Genomic DNA, 19043 nt, shown 5'->3' with positions numbered 1-19043 from the left:
GCTCAGCGGACGGGCGGCGCGGGCACGATCTCGAAGACCCGGTCCATGCCCAGGATGCGCAGGACCCGAACGACGGCCGGACGCGGGCGGGCCAGGACCATGCGGCTCCCCCGTTCGGCCAGGATCCGCCGGACCGCCACCAGGGCGCCCACCCCGCTCGCGTCCAGGAAGACGACGTCGGCCAGATCCACGACCAGGCACTCGCAGTCCTCGTCGCGGGCCGCGTCCGCCAACCGATCGCGCATGGCGGGAGCGGTGGCCAGATCGATCTCACCGCTCACCGGAACCACCGTCACACCCGTGTGGGGGAGACATTCCCGGAGGGAGAACCGGACATCCCGTGCCACTGAGGCCACCTCTCACCGGACGTAATCTTTTCACTACGCGACCGCGTACGAGATCGTAACCTCTCCAGAGAGACTCCGGGAGGCTTTTTACGAGGAAAACCGTTGAAATCTCGCCGATATGGCCGCGAGGACAGGAAGACCTGACCTTCCGGACCACCCGACCCGGCCCTCGGAACGGTCGCACGTTCCTCTCTCGGACACACCCGGACCCGCCCCCGCACCGTGCCCCGGAGCCCCGGGTGCGATAGAACCGGTGCGGTAAGCGGTAACGGGCCGTGTCCCCCGAGGACCCCGGGCCGACGCACAGCGCACAGAAGGGAGGGAGCGGCGTTCCCCTTCCGCCCTCGGGCGGAACGGCGCCGCGCACCCCGATGACCGAAACCGCCGATACCCGACCCGGCTGGTTCTCAGCCCAGGAGTTGGAGAACATCCGCGGCCGCATGCCCGTGTTGTACGTCCAGGCCGTCCCGGTCCGGGTGGACGACGTCGGCCAGGTCACCCACGTGGGGCTGCTGATGCGGGCGTCCCCCGACGGCAGATTCCACCGATCGGTGGTCTCGGGCCGGGTCCTGTACCACGAACGCGTCCGCGACGCCCTGCTGCGCCACCTGGAGAAGGACCTGGGTCCGGTGGCCCTGCCGCGCATCCCCAGCTCCCCGCAGCCGTTCACCGTGGCCGAGTACTTCCCCACCCCCGGGGTGACCCCGTTCCACGACCCGCGCCAGCACGCGGTGGCCCTGGCCTACATCGTGACGGTGTCGGGCGACTGCCAGCCGCGCCAGGACGCCCTGGACCTGATGTGGTTCACCCCGGAGGAGGCGGCGGACGCGCGGGTGCTGGAGGAGATGAACGACGGCCAGGACGTGCTGCTGCGGCAGGCGTTGGCCTACGTGGGGCACGCCCCCTGACCCGACGCGCGAGGGGCGGCCCGTCGACGGGCCGCCCCTCGCGCGTGTCCGCACCCCGCGATCACGGCCGACCGCGCCGGTCGGGACGAGGGGCCCTCGACGCCCGGCGGGAGGAGAGCAGCGAGGGCGGCCCCCTCCCCGGGCCGGGGAGGACACGGGCCCATCGTGGACGCCCGACCGCCCCCGGCCCCCGAGGACATAGGCTCGACCCCATGTCCGAAGCCCTCGTCGACGACGTCCTGGCCCTGCTCCGCGCCGCGGAGGGCGACCGTGTCCTCCTGGGCCTGACCGGAGCCCCCGGCGCGGGCAAGTCCACGCTCGCCCGCCACCTGGTCGCCGGCGTCGACGCCCGGCTGGGCGAAGGGGTCGCCGGTTACCTGCCCATGGACGGCTTCCACCTGTCCAACGCGCAACTGGAGCGGTTGGACCGCCTCGACCGCAAGGGCGCCCCCGACACCTTCGACGCGCACGGGTACGCCGCCCTGGTGCGACGGCTGCTCGTGGAGACCGACCACCCCGTCTACGTTCCCGACTACGACCGGCGGCTGCACGAACCCATCGCGGCCCGGCACGTGATCGCACCGCACACCCGGCTCATCGTCACCGAGGGCAACTACCTGGCCTGGGACGCCGAGCCCTGGGGCGGGCTGGGCCCCCTGTTCGCCGGACTCTGGTACGTGGAGGCCGACGACGCGCTGCGCGAACAGCGGCTGCTGCGCCGTCAGAGGGCGGGCGGCAAGGACGAGGAGGCCGCCCGGGAGTGGGTGGAGCGCAGCGACCGGGCCAACGGTGAGCTGGTCAAGCGGCTGCGCGACCGTTGCACCCGGATCGTCCCCACCGGCGCGGTGCCCGACCGGCACCCTCGGGGCGCCGACCGGGCGTAGGCCGGGCGGGACCGCCCCCGGGTCAGGCGCGTCCGCCCGGGAAACGACGGGCCGACCCGCGCGCCAGCGACAGGACCGCGTCGGCCTGGAGTCGGCTCCGGCCGTGGCCCTTGAGGCCGCCGTAGGCGGAGACCACGATCATCTCCTTGACACGGGCCGCCGTGCGCCCGGTCAGGACGAGCCGGCGCGGGGAGTCGTCGGCGCGCACGAACTGGACGAGCCCGTCGCGCCGTCCCAGACTGACGCACCGGGTCAGGTACCCGAAGGGTGAGGCGTCCGGTTCGCGGCCGGCCAGCCGGGCGGCGATCGCGTCGGCGGACGACCACCCCATGGGCAGGCCCATCGCGCAGGACATGCGCAGCGCGCGACCGTCCACGCCGTCGACGTGGGCGGCGTCGCCCACCACGTACACGTCCGGGTGGGAGACCGACCGCTGGGTGCCGTCCACGAGGGCGCGCCCGTCGCCGTCCACGGCCAGTCCGGCGTCGGCGGCCGTGGAGGGGACCGTGAACCCGGCGTTCCACACCGTGAGGTCGGTCTCCAGCAGGTCGCCGTCCTCCAGCTTGACGTGGTCGGCCTCGACGGCGGCGACCCGGGTGTGCTCGTGGACCGCCACGCCCAACCGGTCCAGGACCCGCAGGACGTGGGCCCGACCCCGGGGGTCGGTGTCGGCCGCGACGGGCCCGGAGGTGATCAGGTGCGCGCGCAGGTCGGGGTGGGCCTCGGCCAGTTCGGTGACCGCCTCCAGGCCGGTGAGACCACCGCCGACGACGGTGAGGGTGCGGGGGCGTTCGGTGGCGATGCGGCGGGCCAGGTCGCGGGCCCCCTCAAGCCCGGCGATCGAGGCGGCGTGCTCGGCGACGCCGGGTGCCCCGTCCCGGGCGGCGGCGCTGCCCAGGGCGTGGACGAGGGTGTCGTAGCTCAGGGTGCGGACCCGCTCGCCGACGCGGACGTCGACGGCGCGCCCGGTGAGGTCCAGTGCCTCGACCCGGCCGACGACGAGGTCGACGGAGGGGTCGAGGGAGTCGGAGAGGGGGTGGACGCCGACGTCGCGTCCGGCGGCGACCTCGTGCAGGCGGACCCGTTCGACGAAGGTGTCGGTGGCGTTGACGAGGGTGACGCGCAGCGGGGAACCGTGGTGGCGGGCGTGGTGGGCGGCGTGTCGGGCGGCGGCGAGTCCGGCGTAGCCGGCGCCGAGGACGAGGAGTTCGTGGGCCATGGTGTGCCTCCCTTGAAGGTGTTCCGTCCTACCGATGGACGGAACGGACCCCCTCGGACGTGACACGCCCCCGGCGCGGGTCGGGGAATGTGATCGAGGACATGGCACGGACCGGATCCCCTGGGGCGTCGGGGTTTCCGGCGACCGACCCCGTTCGGACGGATGGACACGAGAAGCCCGCGTGTCCGTATTTCGAGACGGATGTCCCACATGCTGTCGCACAGGTCTAACATCCGATCATCCCCCACGCCGAAGACCCGTGCCCTGAACTGGAAAGAAGTCCATGACGGACGTCGACGAACAGCAACCGAACCCGGAACGCGGCGCACCCGCACCGGCACCCGCACCCGTGGATCCGCCGACCAACCCGCGGCGCAAGGTACTGACCGCGAGCCTGGTGGGCACGTCCGTCGAGTTCTACGACTTCTACATCTACGCGACCGCGGCCGTCCTGGTCTTCCCGCTGCTGTTCTTTCCCGAGGGCGACATGATGGCCGCCCGCCTCCAGTCGCTGGCCACCTTCGCCATCGCCTTCGTGGCCCGCCCCATCGGTTCCTGGGTGTTCGGCCACTTCGGCGACCGCGTCGGCCGCAAGACCACCCTGGTGGCGTCCCTGCTGACCATGGGCATCGCCACCGTCGGCATCGGCCTGCTGCCCACCTACGCCCAGGCCGGCGTCATCGCCCCCCTGCTGTTGGCGCTGTGCCGGTTCGGCCAGGGTCTGGGGCTGGGCGGGGAATGGGGCGGCGCGGCCCTGCTCGCCACGGAGAACGCTCCCGACGGCAGGCGCGGCTTCTACGGCACCTTCCCGCAGTTGGGCGCGCCCATCGGGTTCTTCCTCGCCAACGGCGTGTTCCTGATCCTCACCCAGACCATGAGCGAGGAGACCTTCCTGGCGTGGGGGTGGCGGGTGCCCTTCCTGCTGTCGACGGTGCTCATCGTCGTCGGACTGTGGGTACGCCTGTCCCTGCACGAGACCCCCGCCTTCGCCAAGGTCCTGGCCGCCGGCGAACAGGTGCGCACGCCCATCGTCGAGGTCTTCCGCCACAACCTCGTCGCCGTCGTCCTGGGCACGCTGGTCATGGTCGCGACGTACGTGCTCTTCTACCTGATGACCGTGTTCTCGCTGGGCTTCGGCACCGACCCGGAGACCGGTCTGGGCTACGAGCGCTCCCAGTTCCTGGTGTTCCTCCTGGTGGGCGTGGTGTTCTTCGGGATCCTCACACCGATCTCCGGGCTGCTGGCCGACCGGTTCGGCCGCAAGCCGGTGCTGGTGACGGTGACCGCGGTGATCATCGCCTTCGGTTTCGTCATGGGCCCGCTGCTGGGTTCGGGGACCGTCGGGGTACTGGCCTTCCTCATCATCGGGCTGTCGCTCATGGGCCTGACCTTCGGGCCGATGGCGGCACTGCTGCCCGAGCTGTTCCCGACCAGGGTGCGCTACACCGGCGCCTCGGCCGCCTACAACCTGGCCGGCCTGCTGGGCGCCTCGTTCGCCCCGTACATCGCCACCTGGCTGGCGGGCGCGTTCGGTATCGCCTGGGTGGGCGGGTACCTGGTGCTGGTCGGTGTCATCACACTGGTCGCGCTGCTGCTGATCCGCGAGACCGGCGGGGACTCCCTGGACGACACCCCGGTGAAGGTGACCGCGGGCCGCTGAGGCACCGGCGCACGGCGGGCCCGGGGGGTGTGCGCCCCCGGGCCCGCCGTGTCGTCAGGAGAGGCGCGCCTCAAGCGCGGGACGGTCGGTGAACACGTGCCCGGCCAGGCCCAGGGCTTCGGCTGCCGCGACGTTCTCGGTCCGGTCGTCGACGAACAGGGTCTCGCGCGGGGCGACCGCCATCCGGTCCAGGCACCAGAGGTAGACCTCGGGTTCGGGTTTGGCCATGCCCAGACGGCCCGAGAAGGCCCGCACGGAGAAGGCGGCCAGCCACGGATTGTCCTTCTCGAAACGGTCGGCGAGCTCGGTGGGGATGTTGGACAGCAGGCCGATGGTGCGGCCGTCGGAGGCGAGTCGCTCGACCAGGGCGACCATCTCGGGATCCACCGCGCGCCAGCTCTCGATGTCGGCCTCGATCAGCGCGGAGATCCGGGCAAGGGGCACGTCCAGGCCCAGCCGGTCCCCCACGGCCCTCCAGTAGGCGGGGCCGTCGAGACCGCCGCGGTCGTAGTCCAGACGCAGGTCCCAGTAGGCGTTCCAGAAGGCGGTGGGATCGTCGGTCGCGCCCATGGCCGCGACCAGCAGGGCCTTTCCCTCCTCGGACTGGTGGCGGGCGATCACGCCGAACAGGTCGAAGAGCACGGCACCGGGTTCGATGTCGGACAAGGGGTTCTCCTCGGGGTCGATGAGGTGGCTCGTTCCAGCCCTACCCGAGGACGGAGTGCGACGCACCCGGAACGGGCGACGCGGATCGGCCCGGTGGACGACCGGACACGGACCCCGAATCGGCCCAGGCTTCCCGGTAGCCGCGGGAACCCGCGAACCGGAAAACCGTAGGACATCACTTCCTTGGGAGGAGGCGAGGGAACAAGGGGAGAAAGTCCCGGTCTTCGATCAAAAAAATTCAATGCTTGATCATTGTCACCCCGAAAAAGCCGAAACCCGTGTGGTCCAGGCGGGACGCGCCTGGGTCATGGAAAGTTCGGCAAGGCGGATACGGACGGTGGAAGGGTCCATCTAGACTCGATCCCGAACCCTCGGAGAAACGGTGAGAAGAGCGCCCATGAGTGACGGTGACCACCCCGCCATCGATCAGGACCGGCTGTCCCTTCCCGAGGTGCGCCTGGACGACCTCCTCGACGAGGTCCGATCCCGGCTCACCGAGATCTCCACCATCCAGGAGCGCATCCGCACCCTGCTGGAGGCGGTCGTCTCCATCGGCGAGGGCCTGGAGCTCGACCCGTTGCTGCTGCGCATCACCGAGACCGCGACCAGCCTGGTCAACGCCCGCTACGGGGCGCTCGGCGTCATCGGCCCCGACGGGGAGATGAGCCGGTTCATACCGGTGGGCCTGCGTCCCGACGAGATCTCCCGCATCGATCACTGGCCCCGGGGCGAGGGCCTCCTGGGCCTGCTCATCAAGGAGCCCGAACCGCTGCGCCTGGCCGACGTCTCCTCCCACCCCGAGTCCGCGGGCTTCCCCAAGGGGCACCCGGCGATGCGCACCTTCCTGGGCGTGCCCATCCGCATTCGCGACCGGGTGTTCGGCAACCTCTACATGACCGACAAGCGCGACGGCGGTCAGTTCACCGGGGACGACGAACTGCTGCTGCGCGCCCTGGCGACCGCGGCGGGCACCGCCATCGAGAACGCCCAGTTGTTCGCCCAGACCCAGAGCAGGGAGACCTGGCTGGACGCCTCCGGGCAGATCACCACCCGGTTGCTCTCGGGCGCCCCGCCCGAGGAGGTACTGCGGCTGGTCGCCCGGCGCGCCCGGCTGATGGCGCACGCCGATATCGCGGTCATCGCGATGCCCGGCGAAGAGGCCGGCACCCTCACCGTCCGGGTCTGGGACGCCCCCGAGGAGGAGGACGACTCACCCGCCGGAGCGGCGCTCGGACGCCGGAACGCCTCCCTCGCCGCCGGGGTGCGCGGGGCCACCCTCACCTGTGCCCCGGACACGCTGCTGGGCCGTGTCTACCTCGGCGGCAGGGCGGTGCGCACCGACATCTCCGAGCACTGCGACCCCGACATCGAGTTCCTGGCCAAGCTGGGGCTGGGCCCGATCCTGGTGCTGCCGTTCGGGCCCCCGGAGGGGGCACGGGGCGTGCTGCTGTTGGCGCGCGCCGCCGGGCAGGAGGAGTTCCAGAGCGGGTGGATGGGGATGCTGGGGTCCTTCGCCGACCAGGCGGCGGTCGCCCTGGAGTTGGCCGAGGCCCGGTTGGACTCCGAACGCCTGAGCGTTCTGGAGGACCGCGACCGGATCGCCCGCGATCTGCACGACACCGTCATCCAGCGCCTGTACGCCACCGCGATCACCCTGATGGGCACGGTGCGGCGGATCGACGACGGCGCCTCCGCCCATCGCGTGGAGAACGCGGTGACCGACCTGGACGACACCATCCGGCAGATCCGGTCGACGATCTTCGCGTTGCAGAGTTCGGGGGAGGATTCCTCCTGGCTGCGTTCCCGGGTGTTGGACCTGGTCAACACCGCGACCGAGCCGCTGGGTTTCGCGCCCCGGCTGCTCACCCAGGGGCCGGTGGACACCACCGTGGACGAGACCACCGGTGAGCACCTGGTGGCGGTGTTGCGCGAACTGTTGTCCAACGTCACCCGGCACGCCCACGCCACGTCGGTGGACGTGGAGGTGACGGTGGCCGACGGCCTGGTCGTGCTGCGGGTCGCCGACGACGGCATCGGTCTCCCCGAGGGGACGCACCGCAGCGGGCTGCGCAACATCGCCTCGCGCGCCGAGGAACTGGGCGGCTCGACGGAGATCGACTCGACCCCCGGGTCCGGCACCGTGGTGCGCTGGTCGGTGCCCGCCCGTACGGCGGGATGAGCCGGACCCCCGGGGGCGGGGGCCGCCCGTCCCGCGGCCCCCGCCGTCAGTGTTGGTCCATGGACAGGCGCACCGCGTAGGCGGCGGCCTGGGTGCGGCGGGCCATACCGAGTTTGGCCAGGACCCGCGACACGTAGTTCTTGACGGTCTTCTCCGCCAGGTACATGCGGGCGCCGATCTCCCGGTTGGTGAGACCCTCGCCGATGAGTTCCAGCACCCGGCGTTCCTGGTCGGTGAGTTCGCTCAGCGGATCCTTGCGGCCCGCCTCCTCGCGCAGCCGTTCGAGCATGCGCGTGGTCGATTCCGGGTCGAGCAGGGAACGCCCCTCGGCGACCGTGCGCACCGCGCCGACGAGGTCGGTGCCGTGGATCTGCTTGAGGATGTAGCCGGAGGCCCCGGCCATGACGGCCCCGTACAGGGCCTCGTCGTCGGAGTAGGACGTGAGCATGAGGATGCGCGTGTCGGGGAGCATCGAGCGGATCTCCCGGCAGACGGTGACGCCGTCCCCGTCGGGCAGGCGCACGTCGAGCACCACCACGTCGGGGGTGGACGCCGGTACCCGGGCCAGGGCCTGGGCCGCCGTGCCCGCCTCGCCCACCACCTGGATGCCGTCCTCGTCGTCCAGCAGGGAGCCGACGCCCCGGCGGACGATCTCGTGGTCGTCCACCAGGAACACCCGGATCGTGTCGTCGCCGTCCATCAGGTGCGCACCTCCTCGTTCGCCGACGGCCCCGGTCCCGGGTCGCCGTGCCCCCATTGTGGGGCACCGTGCCACGGGTGCGCGTCGTGTCGGACGACGGTGTGCCTCGGACACGGATTCCGTACACCCAGCCTAAACAGTGAGCTTTGTCGGCAGAGGGGCACAACGCCTCTTTTTGTTTGAGGCCTAGGGCCCGGGGGGTAGGCGGGGAAAAGGGACCTCCGCCATGCGCCGAGGGACCGTCGGGCCCGGCCCCCGAGCCCATGAACAGCGATAATGGCGGAACCGACGAAAACCGGGGGCACCATCTCGGGGGGTTCGCAATGGTTCGAGAAAGCGGTACCGGCGCCGCGAGCGACACGGCGGCGACGCCACCCGGCCAGCGTACGGCCGGCGACGACATGGCCGGCACCCGACGCCTCGGCGAGGAGTCGGAGATGCTCGTGGGCGCCGACCTGGCCGACGGTGACGACCACGCCGGTTTCACCATCCTGGAGCGCCAGACCTGCTTCAACCTGGTGGCCACCCGCGACATCGGTCGGATCGCCTTCACCATCGAGGGCGATGCCGCGCCGACCGTGCTCCCGGTCAACTACGCACTGGTCAACGACACGATCCTGCTGCGTTCCACGCTGGCCGGCACCGTGATGCGCTACGCCCGCGGCTACGCCTCCTTCCAGGTCGACCACTTCGACGACGAACGCCGTGAGGGCTGGAGCGTGCTGTTCACCGGCCGCTGCCGGTGGGTGCGCGACACGGGGGAACTCTCCCGCATCCCCCAGGGGCGGCTGCCCGTCCCCTGGGCCGAGGGGCCGCGCGATCAGATCCTGAAGATCGTCCCGGGACGGGTGACCGGACGACAGATCCACCGTTCTTGAGGCCCGTACGACGGGGCGGGCACCCGCGGGTGTCCGCCCCGTCGCGTTCCGTAGGAGATCCGTAGGGCGCGGGGACATAGCTCTAAGCTGGGAACCTCTCGGCGCGCCGAGGCGTCTGAACTCGGTGACAAGGGAAGTCTCAGGGAGGGCACACGTGGGCCTGTTCGACGCCATTCGTGGCGAATTCATCGACATCATCGAGTGGACCGACGACAGTCGGGACACCATCGTCTGGCGCTTCCCGCGACACGACAACGAGATCAAGATGGGCGCGCGGCTCACCGTGCGCGAGTCCCAGATCGCGGTGTTCGTCAACGAGGGCCGGGTGGCGGACGTGTTCGCCCCGGGCATGTACACACTGGAGACCCGCAACGTCCCGATCCTCAGCACCCTCAAGGGCTGGAAGCACGGGTTCGACTCCCCGTTCAAGGCCGAGGTGTACTTCGTCAACACCCGCCGGTTCAGCGACTTCAAGTGGGGCACCCAGAACCCCGTCATGGTCCGCGACCCCGAGTTCGGCCCGGTGCGGTTGCGCGCGTACGGCGGTTACTCGGTGCGGGTGGTCGACCCGCCGCGGTTCATCGCCGAGCTGGTGGGCACCGACCCGCAGTTCCGCACCGAGGAGGCGGAGGGCTACCTGCGGCAGATGATCGTCAGCCGGTTGGGCAGCGCCCTGGCCACCGCCGCCCGCGACGTCCCGGTGCTGGAACTGGCGATCCACCAGCACGACCTGGGGCAGCGCATGTCCAAGGCGCTCAGCCAGGACATGGCGTCGGTGGGTCTGGAGATCCCCGACTTCAACGTCGAGAGCATCACCCTGCCGCCCGAGGTCGAGAAGGCCCTGGACAAGCGGTCCCAGATGGGCCTGCTGGGCGACATGGACCAGTACACGAAGTTCCAGACCGCCACCGCGATCGGCGACGCCGCCACGACGCCCGGTAGCGGCATGGGCGAGGCGATGGGCATGGGCATGGGGTTCGCCGCCGCCCAGCAGATGGCCCAGAACGCGAACCCGCAGCCGCAGCAGGCCCCTCCGCAGCAGCAACCGCAGGCGCAGCCCGCCGCGGCACCGCCGCCGCTGCCCCAGGCCGAGTGGTTCGTGGGAGCGGACGGACGGCAGTCCGGCCCCTTCGACGCCAACGCGCTGTCCCAGCAGATCGGCGGCGGTCGGATGACCCGCGACACCCTGGTGTGGAAGACCGGCATGGCGCAGTGGACGCCCGCCGGTCAGGTGCCCGAGCTGTCCGGGCTGTTCGCGGCCACCCCGCCGCCCATGCCGCCGGCCTGACCCGCGCGTCCCCTCTCCCCCGACCACAGAAGGCCGCCGACATGTCCGACACCACCGCCTCGCCGTCGCCGACAGCGCCCCGTGAATTCCCCTGCGGGGCCTGCGGAGCCCGTCTGGAGTACTCCGCCGGCGCCCGTCAGATGCGCTGTCCGTACTGCGGCAGTCAGGAGAAGATCCCCGAGGCCGCCCGCGAGGTGCGCGAGCACGCCGTGCAGACCCTGTTCGCCCGCAGGCCGGCCGAGGGACTGGCGCGGCACCGGTTCGTCTGCCAGGGGTGCGGGGCGCACGTGCAGGGGGATCACCTCTCGCAGGTCTGTCAGTTCTGCACGGCGCCGCTGGTCACCGACGACTCCGCGGACGTCCAGGTGCCGCCCGAGGCGGTGCTGCCCTTCACCGTGGACCGGGGCGCGGCCCGGGACGCCCTGTCCACCTGGACCAAGAGCCGCTGGTTCGCGCCCAACAGCCTGAAGAGGGTCAACGAGGCCGAGCGATTCAAGAGCACCTACCTGCCGCACTGGACGTTCGACGCGCAGACGGTGTCGGACTACAGGGGCCAGCGCGGCGAGTACTACTGGGTGACCGAGACCTACACCACCCAGGAGGACGGCAAGACGGTCACCAAGACCCGCCAGGTCCGCAAGACCCGCTGGTACCCGGCCCGGGGGCGGGTGTCGCGGTTCTTCGACGACGTCCTCGTCAACGGCACCACCCAGGTGGCGCCGGAGAAGGTGGACGCGTTGAAGCCCTGGCCGTTGCAGCAGGCGCGGCCCTACGCGCACGAGTACCTGGCCGGGCACGAGGCACTGCGGTACGACGTGGAGCCCGAGCAGGGCCTGGACCGGGCCAAGCAGGTCATGGCGCGCACCATCGAGCAGGACTGCAAGCACGACATCGGCGGCGACGAACAGCGGGTGTCGTCGGTGTCGACCGCCTACTCCGCCGTCACCGGCAAGCTGCTGCTGATGCCGGTGTGGGCGGGCGCCTACCTGCACGGCGGCAAGACCTGGCAGATCGTGGTGAACGGCTGCACCGGCGAGGTGCAGGGCGAACGCCCGTACTCGGCGGCCAAGATCACCGCGGCGGTGCTCGCGGCGGTGCTCCTCATCGTCCTGGCGGTCATCCTGTACGTGCAGTACGGCGGGTAGTCGGTACCGCCCGTGTTCGGGGGCGTCGGCGCGACGGGCGTCGGCGCCCCGTTCCATGTCCGGCGGGCCCGGTCTCAGGCGCGGTCGGGTCGGTCCCGGCGACCCGGGCCGTCATCGGTCCGGGCGGGTCTGTGCAGCAGGAACATGCCGCTGTACACGGGGTTCTCCCGGCGCCGGTCGTCGGTGGCGACGAACTCGTCGAGGACGGCGACGATGCGCCGGTCGAGTTCGGAGATGTCCTCGTCGGACAGGTGCAGGACGAACCGGGAGAAGGTGCGCACCGATGCGAGACCGGCCTCGTCGAGTTCCCGGCGGAAGGCCTGGACGGGGGCGTGGGAGACGGGGGCGTCCGGGTCGCCGTCCAGCCACCAGGTCACGCCGGTGGCACGGTAGGGCTTCTCCAGGGCGCCGCTCGGACCGGTGCGGGGGGTGCCGGGGACGAGGAAGCCCACGTCGACGAGGCGGCGCACGTGGTAGAGGACGGTGCCGGGGGTGACGTCGAGACGGTCGGCGAGCTCCTTGTTGGTGAGGTCCTCCTCCAGGCACAGGCGCAGGATGCGGATCCGCAACGGGTGCCCCATGGCCTTCGCCTCCTCGGGGGTGGCGGGGCGGCGTTCGCGCGCGACGGTGGGTGGCCGTACGGCCCGCTCTGGTTCTGCCATGGCCGCATGATAACAATGGTCGAGATTCATAGAATCGATTGAGTTTTCTCGATCACCCTGGCAGGATCGGGCCATGACCGCGACCACCCCCCGCTCCACAGGTCTGGGACGCTCCTTCTGGAGCCTGTGGACCTCCTCCTCCCTGTCCAACCTCGCCGACGGCGTCCTGAAGATCGCCCTCCCCCTGACCGCGCTCCGCTTCACCGACTCCCCGCTGCTCATCGCCGGGCTCGCGCTGGCCCTGTCCCTGCCCTGGCTGTTGTTCTCCCTGCCCGCCGGGGCCCTGGCCGACCGGTTGGACCGGCGCCGGGTGATGCTCGCCGCGAACATCGTCCGCGGCCTGCTGGCCGGTGCCCTGGCCCTGGCCCTGGCCACCGGCCTGGGCGGCCTCTGGGTGCTGTACGCCGTCGCCCTGTGCGTGGGCACCGCCGAGACCCTCTACGACACCTCGGCCCAGTCGATCCTGCCCCAGGTGGTCCCCCGCGCCCGGCTCGACCGCGCCAACGGGCGCCTGCACGCCACCGAGATGGCCATGAACCAGTTCGTCGGTCCGCCCCTGGGGGGCCTCCTGGTGACGGCTGGCCTGGCGCTGACCCTGGTCGTCCCGGCCGCGCTGTGGCTGGTCGCCGTGGGCGCGCTCCTCCTGGTCCGGGGCGGCTTCCGGGTGGAACGGGAACGGAGCACCACGATGCGCGCCGACATCGCCGAGGGTCTGCGCTTCCTGTGGCGCCACCGTCTGCTGCGGTCCTTCGCCGTCATGGTCGGGATCAGCAACTTCGCCACCAACGCGGTCTTCGCCGTGTTCGTGCTGTACGCCGTCGGACCCGACTCCCCCATGGGGCTGAGCGAGCCCGCCTACGGCGTGCTGCTGACCGCCACCGCGCTGGGCGTCATCCTGGGCTCCCTGACCGCCGCGCACGTCGTGCGCCTGCTGGGCCGGTCATGGGCGTTGCGCGCCTCCGTGATCACCTTCGTGGGACTGGTCGGGGTGCCCGCCCTCACGGCGGACCCCTACCTGATCGGCGCCGGGTTCCTCGTGGGCGGGTTCGGCATGGCCGTGTGGAACGTGATCACGGTGTCCCTGCGTCAGCGCGTCACCCCCGACCACGTGCTCGGCCGGGTCAACAGCGGCTACCGCCTGCTGGCCTGGGGCACCATGCCCCTGGGCGCCGCGGCCGGCGGCCTGATCACCGAGTTCACCTCACCGACCTGGCTGTTCGCCTCCATGGCCGCGCTGACCTCCGTGATCCTGGTGTGGCTGCTGCGCATCGACGGAGCCGCCATGGACCGTGCCGAGGCCGACAACGCCACCGCCGCCGGGTGAAAACCCCTGGACACCCGCTCGCCACGCCCCCGACGATGAGGCCCATGACACCCACCACACCTCCTCCGCACCACGCGACCGAGGAGACCGAGGTCCTGTACGGCGGCAACACCTCCGGCCCCGTCGTACGCGTGGGCGACACCGTGCGCAAACAGTGGCACCGGGCGGCCCCCTCGGTCACCCACCTGCTGCGCCACCTGAACCGGCACGGCTACGAGGCCGCGCCCCGGTCCCACGGGCGGTCCCTCACCGGTGACCAGCTCCTGGAGTACGTCCCCGGCACCCTCGCGGACCGGGACGCGCCCCTGGACACCGCCGAACTGCGCCGACTCGGCCGACTGATCCGCGACCTGCACGATCTGACCACCGCCTACCGGCCCCGCCATCCTCAGCAGGCGGTGTGGGACGTGGCCCTCCCGGACACCCGCGCGGAGGTGCTCTGCCACAACGACCTGGCGCCGTGGAACCTGGTGCGCGACGGCGACCGGTGGGTGTTCATCGACTGGGACGGGGCCGGTCCGGGCTCCCGCATGGGCGACCTGGGCTACGCCGCGCACGGATTCGTCCCCCTGCACCCGGACGGCGACCCGCACGCCGACGCCGTCCGGCTGCGCGCCCTGGCCGACGGCTACGGCTGCGACCGCGCCCAGCGCGACGAGCTGCCCGACGCGATCCACCACCGGGTGCGCGGCATGTACGACCTGTTGGTGGAGGGCGGCCGTACCGGCCGCGCCCCCTGGGCCGACCTGTACGCGCGGGGACACGCCGACCACTGGGGCCCGGCGGCGGAGTACGTCGCCCGCCACCGCGACCTGTGGCTGACCGCGCTCCTGGACGAACCCGTCGTTTGACGCCCTCGCACGAATCGAAGCGCGACGGAGGGCCGAGGAACACCCTTAGACGGCGCGCCAGGCGTAGGCGGCCGAGACGGGGTGGCCCCGGTACCTCTCCCACGTGGGCTTGGCCGCCACCCAGGTGTCGTCGACCACGCCCTCCACCATGTCCGCCAGCGCCCAACCGGCGTCCAGGGCGGCCCGCACCTGGTGGCTGACGAGGTGGACGTGGGTGGTGATGGCCACCGACTCACCCGAACCCTCGGTGTAGTGGGTGGGCATCCCGGTCACCATCGCGAACTGCGGGTGATAGGACGCCAGCAGGAACGTCCCGCCGGGGCGGACCAGGCGGCGCGCCTCCGCGTAGAACGGGGCCAGGTCGGGCAGGTGCTCGTCGATGAGCGAGGAGACCACCAGGTCGTAGCCGCCCCCCTCCAGCCCGCTGGTCCGCACGTCACCCTCGGCCAGCGTGGTGTGGGCGCCGCGTTCCCTCGCGCGGGCCAGCATGCCCGGGCTCAGGTCCACGCCGTCGATGTCGCCCGTCACGCCTCGGGCGCGCAGCCACGCGGCGGTGCGACCGGTCCCGCACCCCAGGTCGGCGACGCGGCGCGTCCCCGTCCAGTCGGGGTGGGGCAGGCGCTCCAGCAGCGCCAGGTCCATGGCGTCCAGGACCGATTCCTCGTAGGTGGCCGACCAGCCGTCATAGCCGGTGGTCACGTCGACCGTGCGGTAACCGCGGGTGTCATAGGCGGAGAAGTCCAGCATGGCCCCGAGTATCGCGGCCCCGACCGGCCGACGCGAGTCATTAAATGCGTTGCCCGCCGGGAGGGCGCCCCTCTACGGTGAGGCCATGTTCGGTTTCTTCGGCGTGACCGACCGTGCCCCGGCCCGGTCCGCGCGCGCCCACGTCCTCGAATTCCGGCCCCGCCGCTCCGGCCCGGGCCGGTGACCGGACCCCTCCGAGCGCACCGCCGTTCCCGTGCCCTCCCCGGCACGACGTCGGCGGTGCCAGGAGGTCCGCTCCTTCCTTGACGGTGCCCCGGTCCGGGCTCGATCGCGTCCCCACATCCGCGGGACGGGTCGCCCGGCCTCCTTGCGCGTGCCCTCGTGCCGTTCATCCGTCGTGCCACCCGTCCCCTCCGCCACCGCCCCGGTGGCCGACAAGGACCTTTCGTGGCACGAACCGCACGTCACCGCGCCGACGGCGCACGACGACGCCTGTCCCAGAACTTCCTCACCGATCCCGCCACGGCCCGGCGCGTGGTGCGCCTGGCCGAGGTGGCACCCGATGACCTGGTCCTGGAGGTGGGACCGGGCGACGGCGCCCTCACCCGCTTCCTGGCCCCGGCCGCCGGCCGGCTGATCGCCTACGAACTCGACGCCCGTTGGGCCGCCCGGATCACCCGCCGGTACCCCGGCGTCCGGGTGGTGTGCGCGGACTTCACCCGGGCCCGCCCACCGCGCGAGCCCTTCTCCGTGGTCGGCAACATCCCCTACTCGCGCACCGCGGACATCGTGCGCTGGTGCCTGTCGGCGCCCGCGCTGACCGGCGCGACCCTCATCACCCAGTGGGAGTACGCGGCCAAGCGCACCGGCGGTCACGGGCGGTGGAGTCGGCTGACCGTCCTGACGTGGCCCCGGTGGTCATGGGACCTGGCGGGCCGGATCCCCCGTCACCGGTTCCACCCGGTGCCGGGCGTCGACGCCGGGGTCCTGCTGTTGCGCCGCCGACCGTCCCCGCTGATCGACCCGGCGCTCACCGACGCTTACCGGCGACTGGTGGAGCTCGGTTTCTCCGGGGTCGGCGGCTCGCTGCGGGCCTCGTTGTGCCGCGCCCATCCGGCCCGCCGGGTGGACCGGGCGCTGGACGCCGCCGGAGTGCCCCCGGGCGCCCTCGTCGGACACGTCTCCCCCGACCGGTGGATCACCGTGTTCGGACACCTCCGTTCCTGACCGTTCCGGGGGAGACCTCGCCGGGGTCGCGCCGGGCGGGACCTCCCCCGAAGGCAGCCCTCCCGGCGCCGGTTCCGGCCCGCGCCCCCGAACCCGCGACGGACGGGGGCGTGGGGTCGGCGTCGGCGCGGGGGGCGTGGGTCGTCGAGGGCCTTCGGGCCCGGGTGGACGTCGCGATCCGCACCGAGGGCCTCCTCACGGATGTCGCCGAAGTCGGGTGTCACCACCCCCCGTGGTCAGTACGGCCAGGGCGTGCGATCGTCGGGACGCGGGACGGGCCCGGCCTTCTCCCATTCCTCTCGGGTGGGGGGCACCGCGGCGAAGCGCCTGTCGAGCAGTCGGTCGGGGAGGATCCGGGACAGCAGGTCGGCGGTCCGGGCGTCAGGGCCCACGCGATAGCGGGTCCGGGGGACGGAATCGGTCAAGGCGCGGGCCACCGCGTCGGCGAACTGCTGTGGGGTGGTGGTGCTCTCCGCCGCGGCTCCCGCGTTGGCCTTGAGAAAGGCGGTGAACGAGGCCCGGTACACCGCCGCGACCGCCGGCGGGGCCGAACTCAGAGCGTCGTCGGCGAGGGCGGAGATCTTGCCCCAGATGGGGGTCATGATCGCGCCGGGCTGCACGACCGACACCCCGACGCCGCTGGTGGCCAGCTCCCGCCGCAGCGCGTCGCTCAGGGCCTCCTTGGCGAACTGGGCCGCCGCGTAGGCCCCGAGATAGGGGATCGCCACCCGGCCAAGGCCGGAGGTGATGTTGACGATGCGTCCGCGCGACCGCCGCAGGTGCGGCAGGTGGGCGCGGACCATGGCGAGCTGACCCACGACGTTGGTCTCCAGCTGCCTCCGCAGGGTCGCGCTGTCCACGGTCTCCAGGGGCGCGGACACCGCGATCCCCGCGTTGTTGACGAGACCGCGCAGTCCCGGGTGGCGGGAGCGGACGAACTCGGCGGAGGCCTCGACGGATTCCTCGTCCGTCACGTCGATGATCGCGTACTCCAGCCTCCCGCGGGAGGATCGGGCGAGCAGTTTCTCCCCGTCCTCGACCCGGCGCACTCCCGCGAGGACCTCGAACCCCCGTCGTTCCAGGTCCAGGGCGCATTCCCGGCCGAGTCCCGACGAGGCCCCTGTGACCAGCACCGGTCCCCCCGACGTGTCGGCGGCCCGGCCCTTCGCGTTCCACCATGCGTTCCTGCTCAACGGTGCTCCTCTCCGTGAACGGCGTGGGTACCGCCCTCGATCCCGGCGCCCGGGAAGGTGAGGGCGGGTTCGAGTCGGCCGACCAGCCCCGGGTGCGACATGTACCGGAAGTAGGCGTCGCGCAGCCGGCGCCGGACGGGTCCCTCGGACTGCTCGAAGTCGCTGATGGCGCGCGTGGCCTCCACGATGCCGCGGGTACGCTCCCGGCGGGCGTCCTCGTAGGCGCGCAGCGCGGTCGGGACGTCCCGCCCCGCCCGCAGATGGTGGGCGAGGACGACCGCGTCCTCGATGGCCATCGCCGATCCCTGACCCAGGCTGGTGAGCATGGGGTGGGCCGCGTCGCCGAGCAGGGTGACCGGACCGGCCCCCCACTCCTCCAGGAAGGGGCGGTCGCGGGAGGTGACCGCCAGGAGATCCTCCTCGGGCGTCACTCGGATGGCGGTGCGAACCTCGTCCGGCCACGCGGCGTAGGCATCGAGGACCTCGGCCTTGCCGCCGTTCCAGGCGGCGGACCGCTCCGCGGGCATGTTCTTCGTGCCCCACCAGTACAGCCGCCCATGGCCGATGTCGACCAACCCGAACCGCATGCCGTCACCCCAGAAGTGGATCACCGAACCGGGGGCGAATCGGGGGTGGGAGTACTCGGTGATGCCGAGCCAGACGATGTAGCCGCTGTCGTGGGCCGGTTCGCCGGGACCGACGAGTTGTCGGCGGATCGCCGAGTTGAAGCCGTCCGCGCCGATCAGCAGGTCCGCCGTCTCCTCGCCGTCGGCGAAGTGGACGCGGACGCGGTCACCGTCCACCGTGAAGCCCTCCGCGGCCCTCCCCAGGGTGAGGGGGATGCCGGCGGCCTCCTCCTGGAGGGCGGCGAACAGGTCGGGGCGGCCGATGCACACGCACGGCACTCCCAGCCGTTCGACGATCTCCGGGAAGGGGAACTCCCTGATGAGGCGTCCCGTGCGCGATTTGACGAGATAGCGGTCGAGGGTCCTACCACGCTTGTCCAGCCGCAGGTCGATGCCGAGCGAGTCCAGCGCGGCGATGGCGTTGCTCATCACCGAGAGCCCGAAGCCCTGCGCCCTGATCCGGGAGGCCCGCTCGTACATCCGCACGTCCACGCCGACCCGGCGCAGGGCGATGGCGGCGGTGAGGCCCCCGATGCCGGCACCGATGACGATGGCGCTCCTCGTGTCCGACACGTCTC

General features: G+C 71.9%; 19 protein-coding genes. 11 read left to right on the top strand and 8 right to left on the bottom strand.

Going from position 1 to position 19043, the window contains the following annotated elements; translation table 11 throughout:
* Window positions 1-2: 2 nt before the first annotated feature.
* The gene (locus tag RM479_RS17395) at window positions 3-296 is read right to left on the bottom strand and encodes an STAS domain-containing protein (RefSeq protein ID WP_311512769.1); all 294 of its coding nucleotides are present in this window, start codon (window positions 294-296) and stop codon (window positions 3-5) included.
* Between the two features lie 422 nt (window positions 297-718).
* Between RM479_RS17395 and RM479_RS17390 the strand changes: the two genes are divergently transcribed.
* Both RM479_RS17390 and RM479_RS17385 read left to right on the top strand, forming a co-directional pair.
* The gene (locus tag RM479_RS17390; RefSeq protein WP_311512768.1) at window positions 719-1255 is read left to right on the top strand and encodes an NUDIX hydrolase family protein; all 537 of its coding nucleotides are present in this window, start codon (window positions 719-721) and stop codon (window positions 1253-1255) included.
* Between the two features lie 212 nt (window positions 1256-1467).
* Entirely contained in the window at window positions 1468-2139 is a 672-nt protein-coding gene (locus RM479_RS17385) for a nucleoside/nucleotide kinase family protein (protein WP_311512767.1), read from the top strand.
* A gap of 22 nt (window positions 2140-2161) precedes the next feature.
* Here RM479_RS17385 and RM479_RS17380 read toward each other — a convergent pair whose 3' ends face one another.
* On the bottom strand, window positions 2162-3358 hold the full coding sequence (locus RM479_RS17380) for an NAD(P)/FAD-dependent oxidoreductase (protein ID WP_311512766.1): 1197 nt from the start codon (window positions 3356-3358) through the stop codon (window positions 2162-2164).
* A 283-nt stretch (window positions 3359-3641) separates the two neighbouring features.
* On the opposite strand from RM479_RS17380, the gene RM479_RS17375 reads away from it, so the two are divergent.
* On the top strand, window positions 3642-5018 hold the full coding sequence (locus RM479_RS17375) for an MFS transporter (RefSeq protein ID WP_311512765.1): 1377 nt from the start codon (window positions 3642-3644) through the stop codon (window positions 5016-5018).
* 54 nt (window positions 5019-5072) lie between these two features.
* Here the strand turns inward: RM479_RS17375 and RM479_RS17370 are convergent, their stop codons facing one another.
* On the bottom strand, window positions 5073-5684 hold the full coding sequence (locus RM479_RS17370) for an HAD family hydrolase (protein WP_311512764.1): 612 nt from the start codon (window positions 5682-5684) through the stop codon (window positions 5073-5075).
* A 397-nt stretch (window positions 5685-6081) separates the two neighbouring features.
* Between RM479_RS17370 and RM479_RS17365 the strand changes: the two genes are divergently transcribed.
* Window positions 6082-7863: a GAF domain-containing sensor histidine kinase gene (locus RM479_RS17365; RefSeq protein ID WP_311512763.1), complete on the top strand. Its 1782-nt coding sequence runs from the start codon at window positions 6082-6084 to the stop codon at window positions 7861-7863.
* A gap of 46 nt (window positions 7864-7909) precedes the next feature.
* On the opposite strand, the gene RM479_RS17360 is transcribed toward RM479_RS17365, so the two are convergent.
* Complete coding sequence (locus RM479_RS17360; protein ID WP_311512762.1) at window positions 7910-8563, bottom strand: response regulator transcription factor; 654 nt, start codon at window positions 8561-8563, stop codon at window positions 7910-7912.
* A gap of 323 nt (window positions 8564-8886) precedes the next feature.
* Here RM479_RS17360 and RM479_RS17355 point away from each other — a divergent pair, with 323 nt between their 5' ends.
* From RM479_RS17355 to RM479_RS17345, 3 genes are all read left to right on the top strand, one after another.
* On the top strand, window positions 8887-9441 hold the full coding sequence (locus tag RM479_RS17355; protein WP_274809921.1) for a pyridoxamine 5'-phosphate oxidase family protein: 555 nt from the start codon (window positions 8887-8889) through the stop codon (window positions 9439-9441).
* 154 nt (window positions 9442-9595) lie between these two features.
* The gene (locus tag RM479_RS17350) at window positions 9596-10729 is read left to right on the top strand and encodes an SPFH domain-containing protein (RefSeq protein WP_311512761.1); all 1134 of its coding nucleotides are present in this window, start codon (window positions 9596-9598) and stop codon (window positions 10727-10729) included.
* Window positions 10730-10770: 41 nt separating this feature from the next.
* On the top strand, window positions 10771-11874 hold the full coding sequence (locus tag RM479_RS17345) for a hypothetical protein (RefSeq protein WP_311512760.1): 1104 nt from the start codon (window positions 10771-10773) through the stop codon (window positions 11872-11874).
* A 74-nt stretch (window positions 11875-11948) separates the two neighbouring features.
* Here the strand turns inward: RM479_RS17345 and RM479_RS17340 are convergent, their stop codons facing one another.
* A complete protein-coding gene (locus RM479_RS17340) occupies window positions 11949-12536 on the bottom strand; it encodes an ArsR/SmtB family transcription factor (protein WP_311512759.1) in 588 nt (195 codons plus the stop codon).
* Between the two features lie 73 nt (window positions 12537-12609).
* On the opposite strand from RM479_RS17340, the gene RM479_RS17335 reads away from it, so the two are divergent.
* Entirely contained in the window at window positions 12610-13860 is a 1251-nt protein-coding gene (locus RM479_RS17335) for an MFS transporter (RefSeq protein ID WP_311512758.1), read from the top strand.
* A gap of 44 nt (window positions 13861-13904) precedes the next feature.
* Window positions 13905-14711: a phosphotransferase enzyme family protein gene (locus RM479_RS17330; protein ID WP_311512757.1), complete on the top strand. Its 807-nt coding sequence runs from the start codon at window positions 13905-13907 to the stop codon at window positions 14709-14711.
* A gap of 45 nt (window positions 14712-14756) precedes the next feature.
* On the opposite strand, the gene RM479_RS17325 is transcribed toward RM479_RS17330, so the two are convergent.
* Window positions 14757-15458 (bottom strand): class I SAM-dependent DNA methyltransferase, encoded by a 702-nt coding sequence (locus RM479_RS17325; protein ID WP_311512756.1) that lies wholly within the window; start codon window positions 15456-15458, stop codon window positions 14757-14759.
* Here RM479_RS17325 and RM479_RS17320 point away from each other — a divergent pair.
* On the top strand, window positions 15457-15642 hold the full coding sequence (locus RM479_RS17320; RefSeq protein ID WP_311512755.1) for a hypothetical protein: 186 nt from the start codon (window positions 15457-15459) through the stop codon (window positions 15640-15642). The genes RM479_RS17325 and RM479_RS17320 overlap by 2 nt on opposite strands.
* Before the next feature lie 224 nt (window positions 15643-15866).
* Window positions 15867-16646, top strand: a complete 780-nt coding sequence (gene erm / locus RM479_RS17315) for an ErmE/ErmH/ErmO/ErmR family 23S rRNA (adenine(2058)-N(6))-methyltransferase (RefSeq protein WP_311512754.1) — start codon at window positions 15867-15869, stop codon at window positions 16644-16646.
* A 236-nt stretch (window positions 16647-16882) separates the two neighbouring features.
* Here the strand turns inward: erm and RM479_RS17310 are convergent, their stop codons facing one another.
* Together RM479_RS17310 and RM479_RS17305 are read right to left on the bottom strand one after the other, a co-directional pair.
* Window positions 16883-17839 carry an SDR family oxidoreductase gene (locus RM479_RS17310; protein ID WP_311512753.1) on the bottom strand — a complete coding sequence of 319 codons (957 nt, stop codon included), beginning with the start codon at window positions 17837-17839 and terminating at the stop codon, window positions 16883-16885.
* Window positions 17836-19038, bottom strand: a complete 1203-nt coding sequence (locus tag RM479_RS17305) for an FAD-dependent oxidoreductase (protein WP_311512752.1) — start codon at window positions 19036-19038, stop codon at window positions 17836-17838. Before RM479_RS17305 ends, RM479_RS17310 begins: the two co-directional genes overlap by 4 nt.
* Between the last annotated feature and the right edge of the window lie 5 nt (window positions 19039-19043).

Source organism: Nocardiopsis lambiniae (assembly GCF_031845465.1).
In the GTDB taxonomy this organism is placed as follows: Bacteria; Actinomycetota; Actinomycetes; order Streptosporangiales; family Streptosporangiaceae; genus Nocardiopsis; species Nocardiopsis lambiniae.
This window is presented reverse-complemented; position numbering and strand designations above follow the sequence as displayed.

Bases quoted from the DNA above. Each gene is read 5' to 3' on its own strand.
- RM479_RS17390 (WP_311512768.1), top strand. From the start codon at position 719: ATGACCGAAACCGCCGATACCCGACCCGGCTGGTTCTCAGCCCAGGAG.
- RM479_RS17385 (WP_311512767.1), top strand. From the start codon at position 1,468: ATGTCCGAAGCCCTCGTCGACGACGTCCTGGCCCTGCTCCGCGCCGCG.
- RM479_RS17380 (WP_311512766.1), bottom strand. From the start codon at position 3,358: ATGGCCCACGAACTCCTCGTCCTCGGCGCCGGCTACGCCGGACTCGCC.
- RM479_RS17375 (WP_311512765.1), top strand. From the start codon at position 3,642: ATGACGGACGTCGACGAACAGCAACCGAACCCGGAACGCGGCGCACCC.
- RM479_RS17365 (WP_311512763.1), top strand. From the start codon at position 6,082: ATGAGTGACGGTGACCACCCCGCCATCGATCAGGACCGGCTGTCCCTT.
- RM479_RS17360 (WP_311512762.1), bottom strand. From the start codon at position 8,563: ATGGACGGCGACGACACGATCCGGGTGTTCCTGGTGGACGACCACGAG.
- RM479_RS17355 (WP_274809921.1), top strand. From the start codon at position 8,887: ATGGTTCGAGAAAGCGGTACCGGCGCCGCGAGCGACACGGCGGCGACG.
- RM479_RS17345 (WP_311512760.1), top strand. From the start codon at position 10,771: ATGTCCGACACCACCGCCTCGCCGTCGCCGACAGCGCCCCGTGAATTC.
- RM479_RS17340 (WP_311512759.1), bottom strand. From the start codon at position 12,536: ATGGCAGAACCAGAGCGGGCCGTACGGCCACCCACCGTCGCGCGCGAA.
- RM479_RS17335 (WP_311512758.1), top strand. From the start codon at position 12,610: ATGACCGCGACCACCCCCCGCTCCACAGGTCTGGGACGCTCCTTCTGG.
- RM479_RS17330 (WP_311512757.1), top strand. From the start codon at position 13,905: ATGACACCCACCACACCTCCTCCGCACCACGCGACCGAGGAGACCGAG.
- RM479_RS17320 (WP_311512755.1), top strand. From the start codon at position 15,457: ATGGCCCCGAGTATCGCGGCCCCGACCGGCCGACGCGAGTCATTAAAT.
- RM479_RS17325 (WP_311512756.1), bottom strand. From the start codon at position 15,458: ATGCTGGACTTCTCCGCCTATGACACCCGCGGTTACCGCACGGTCGAC.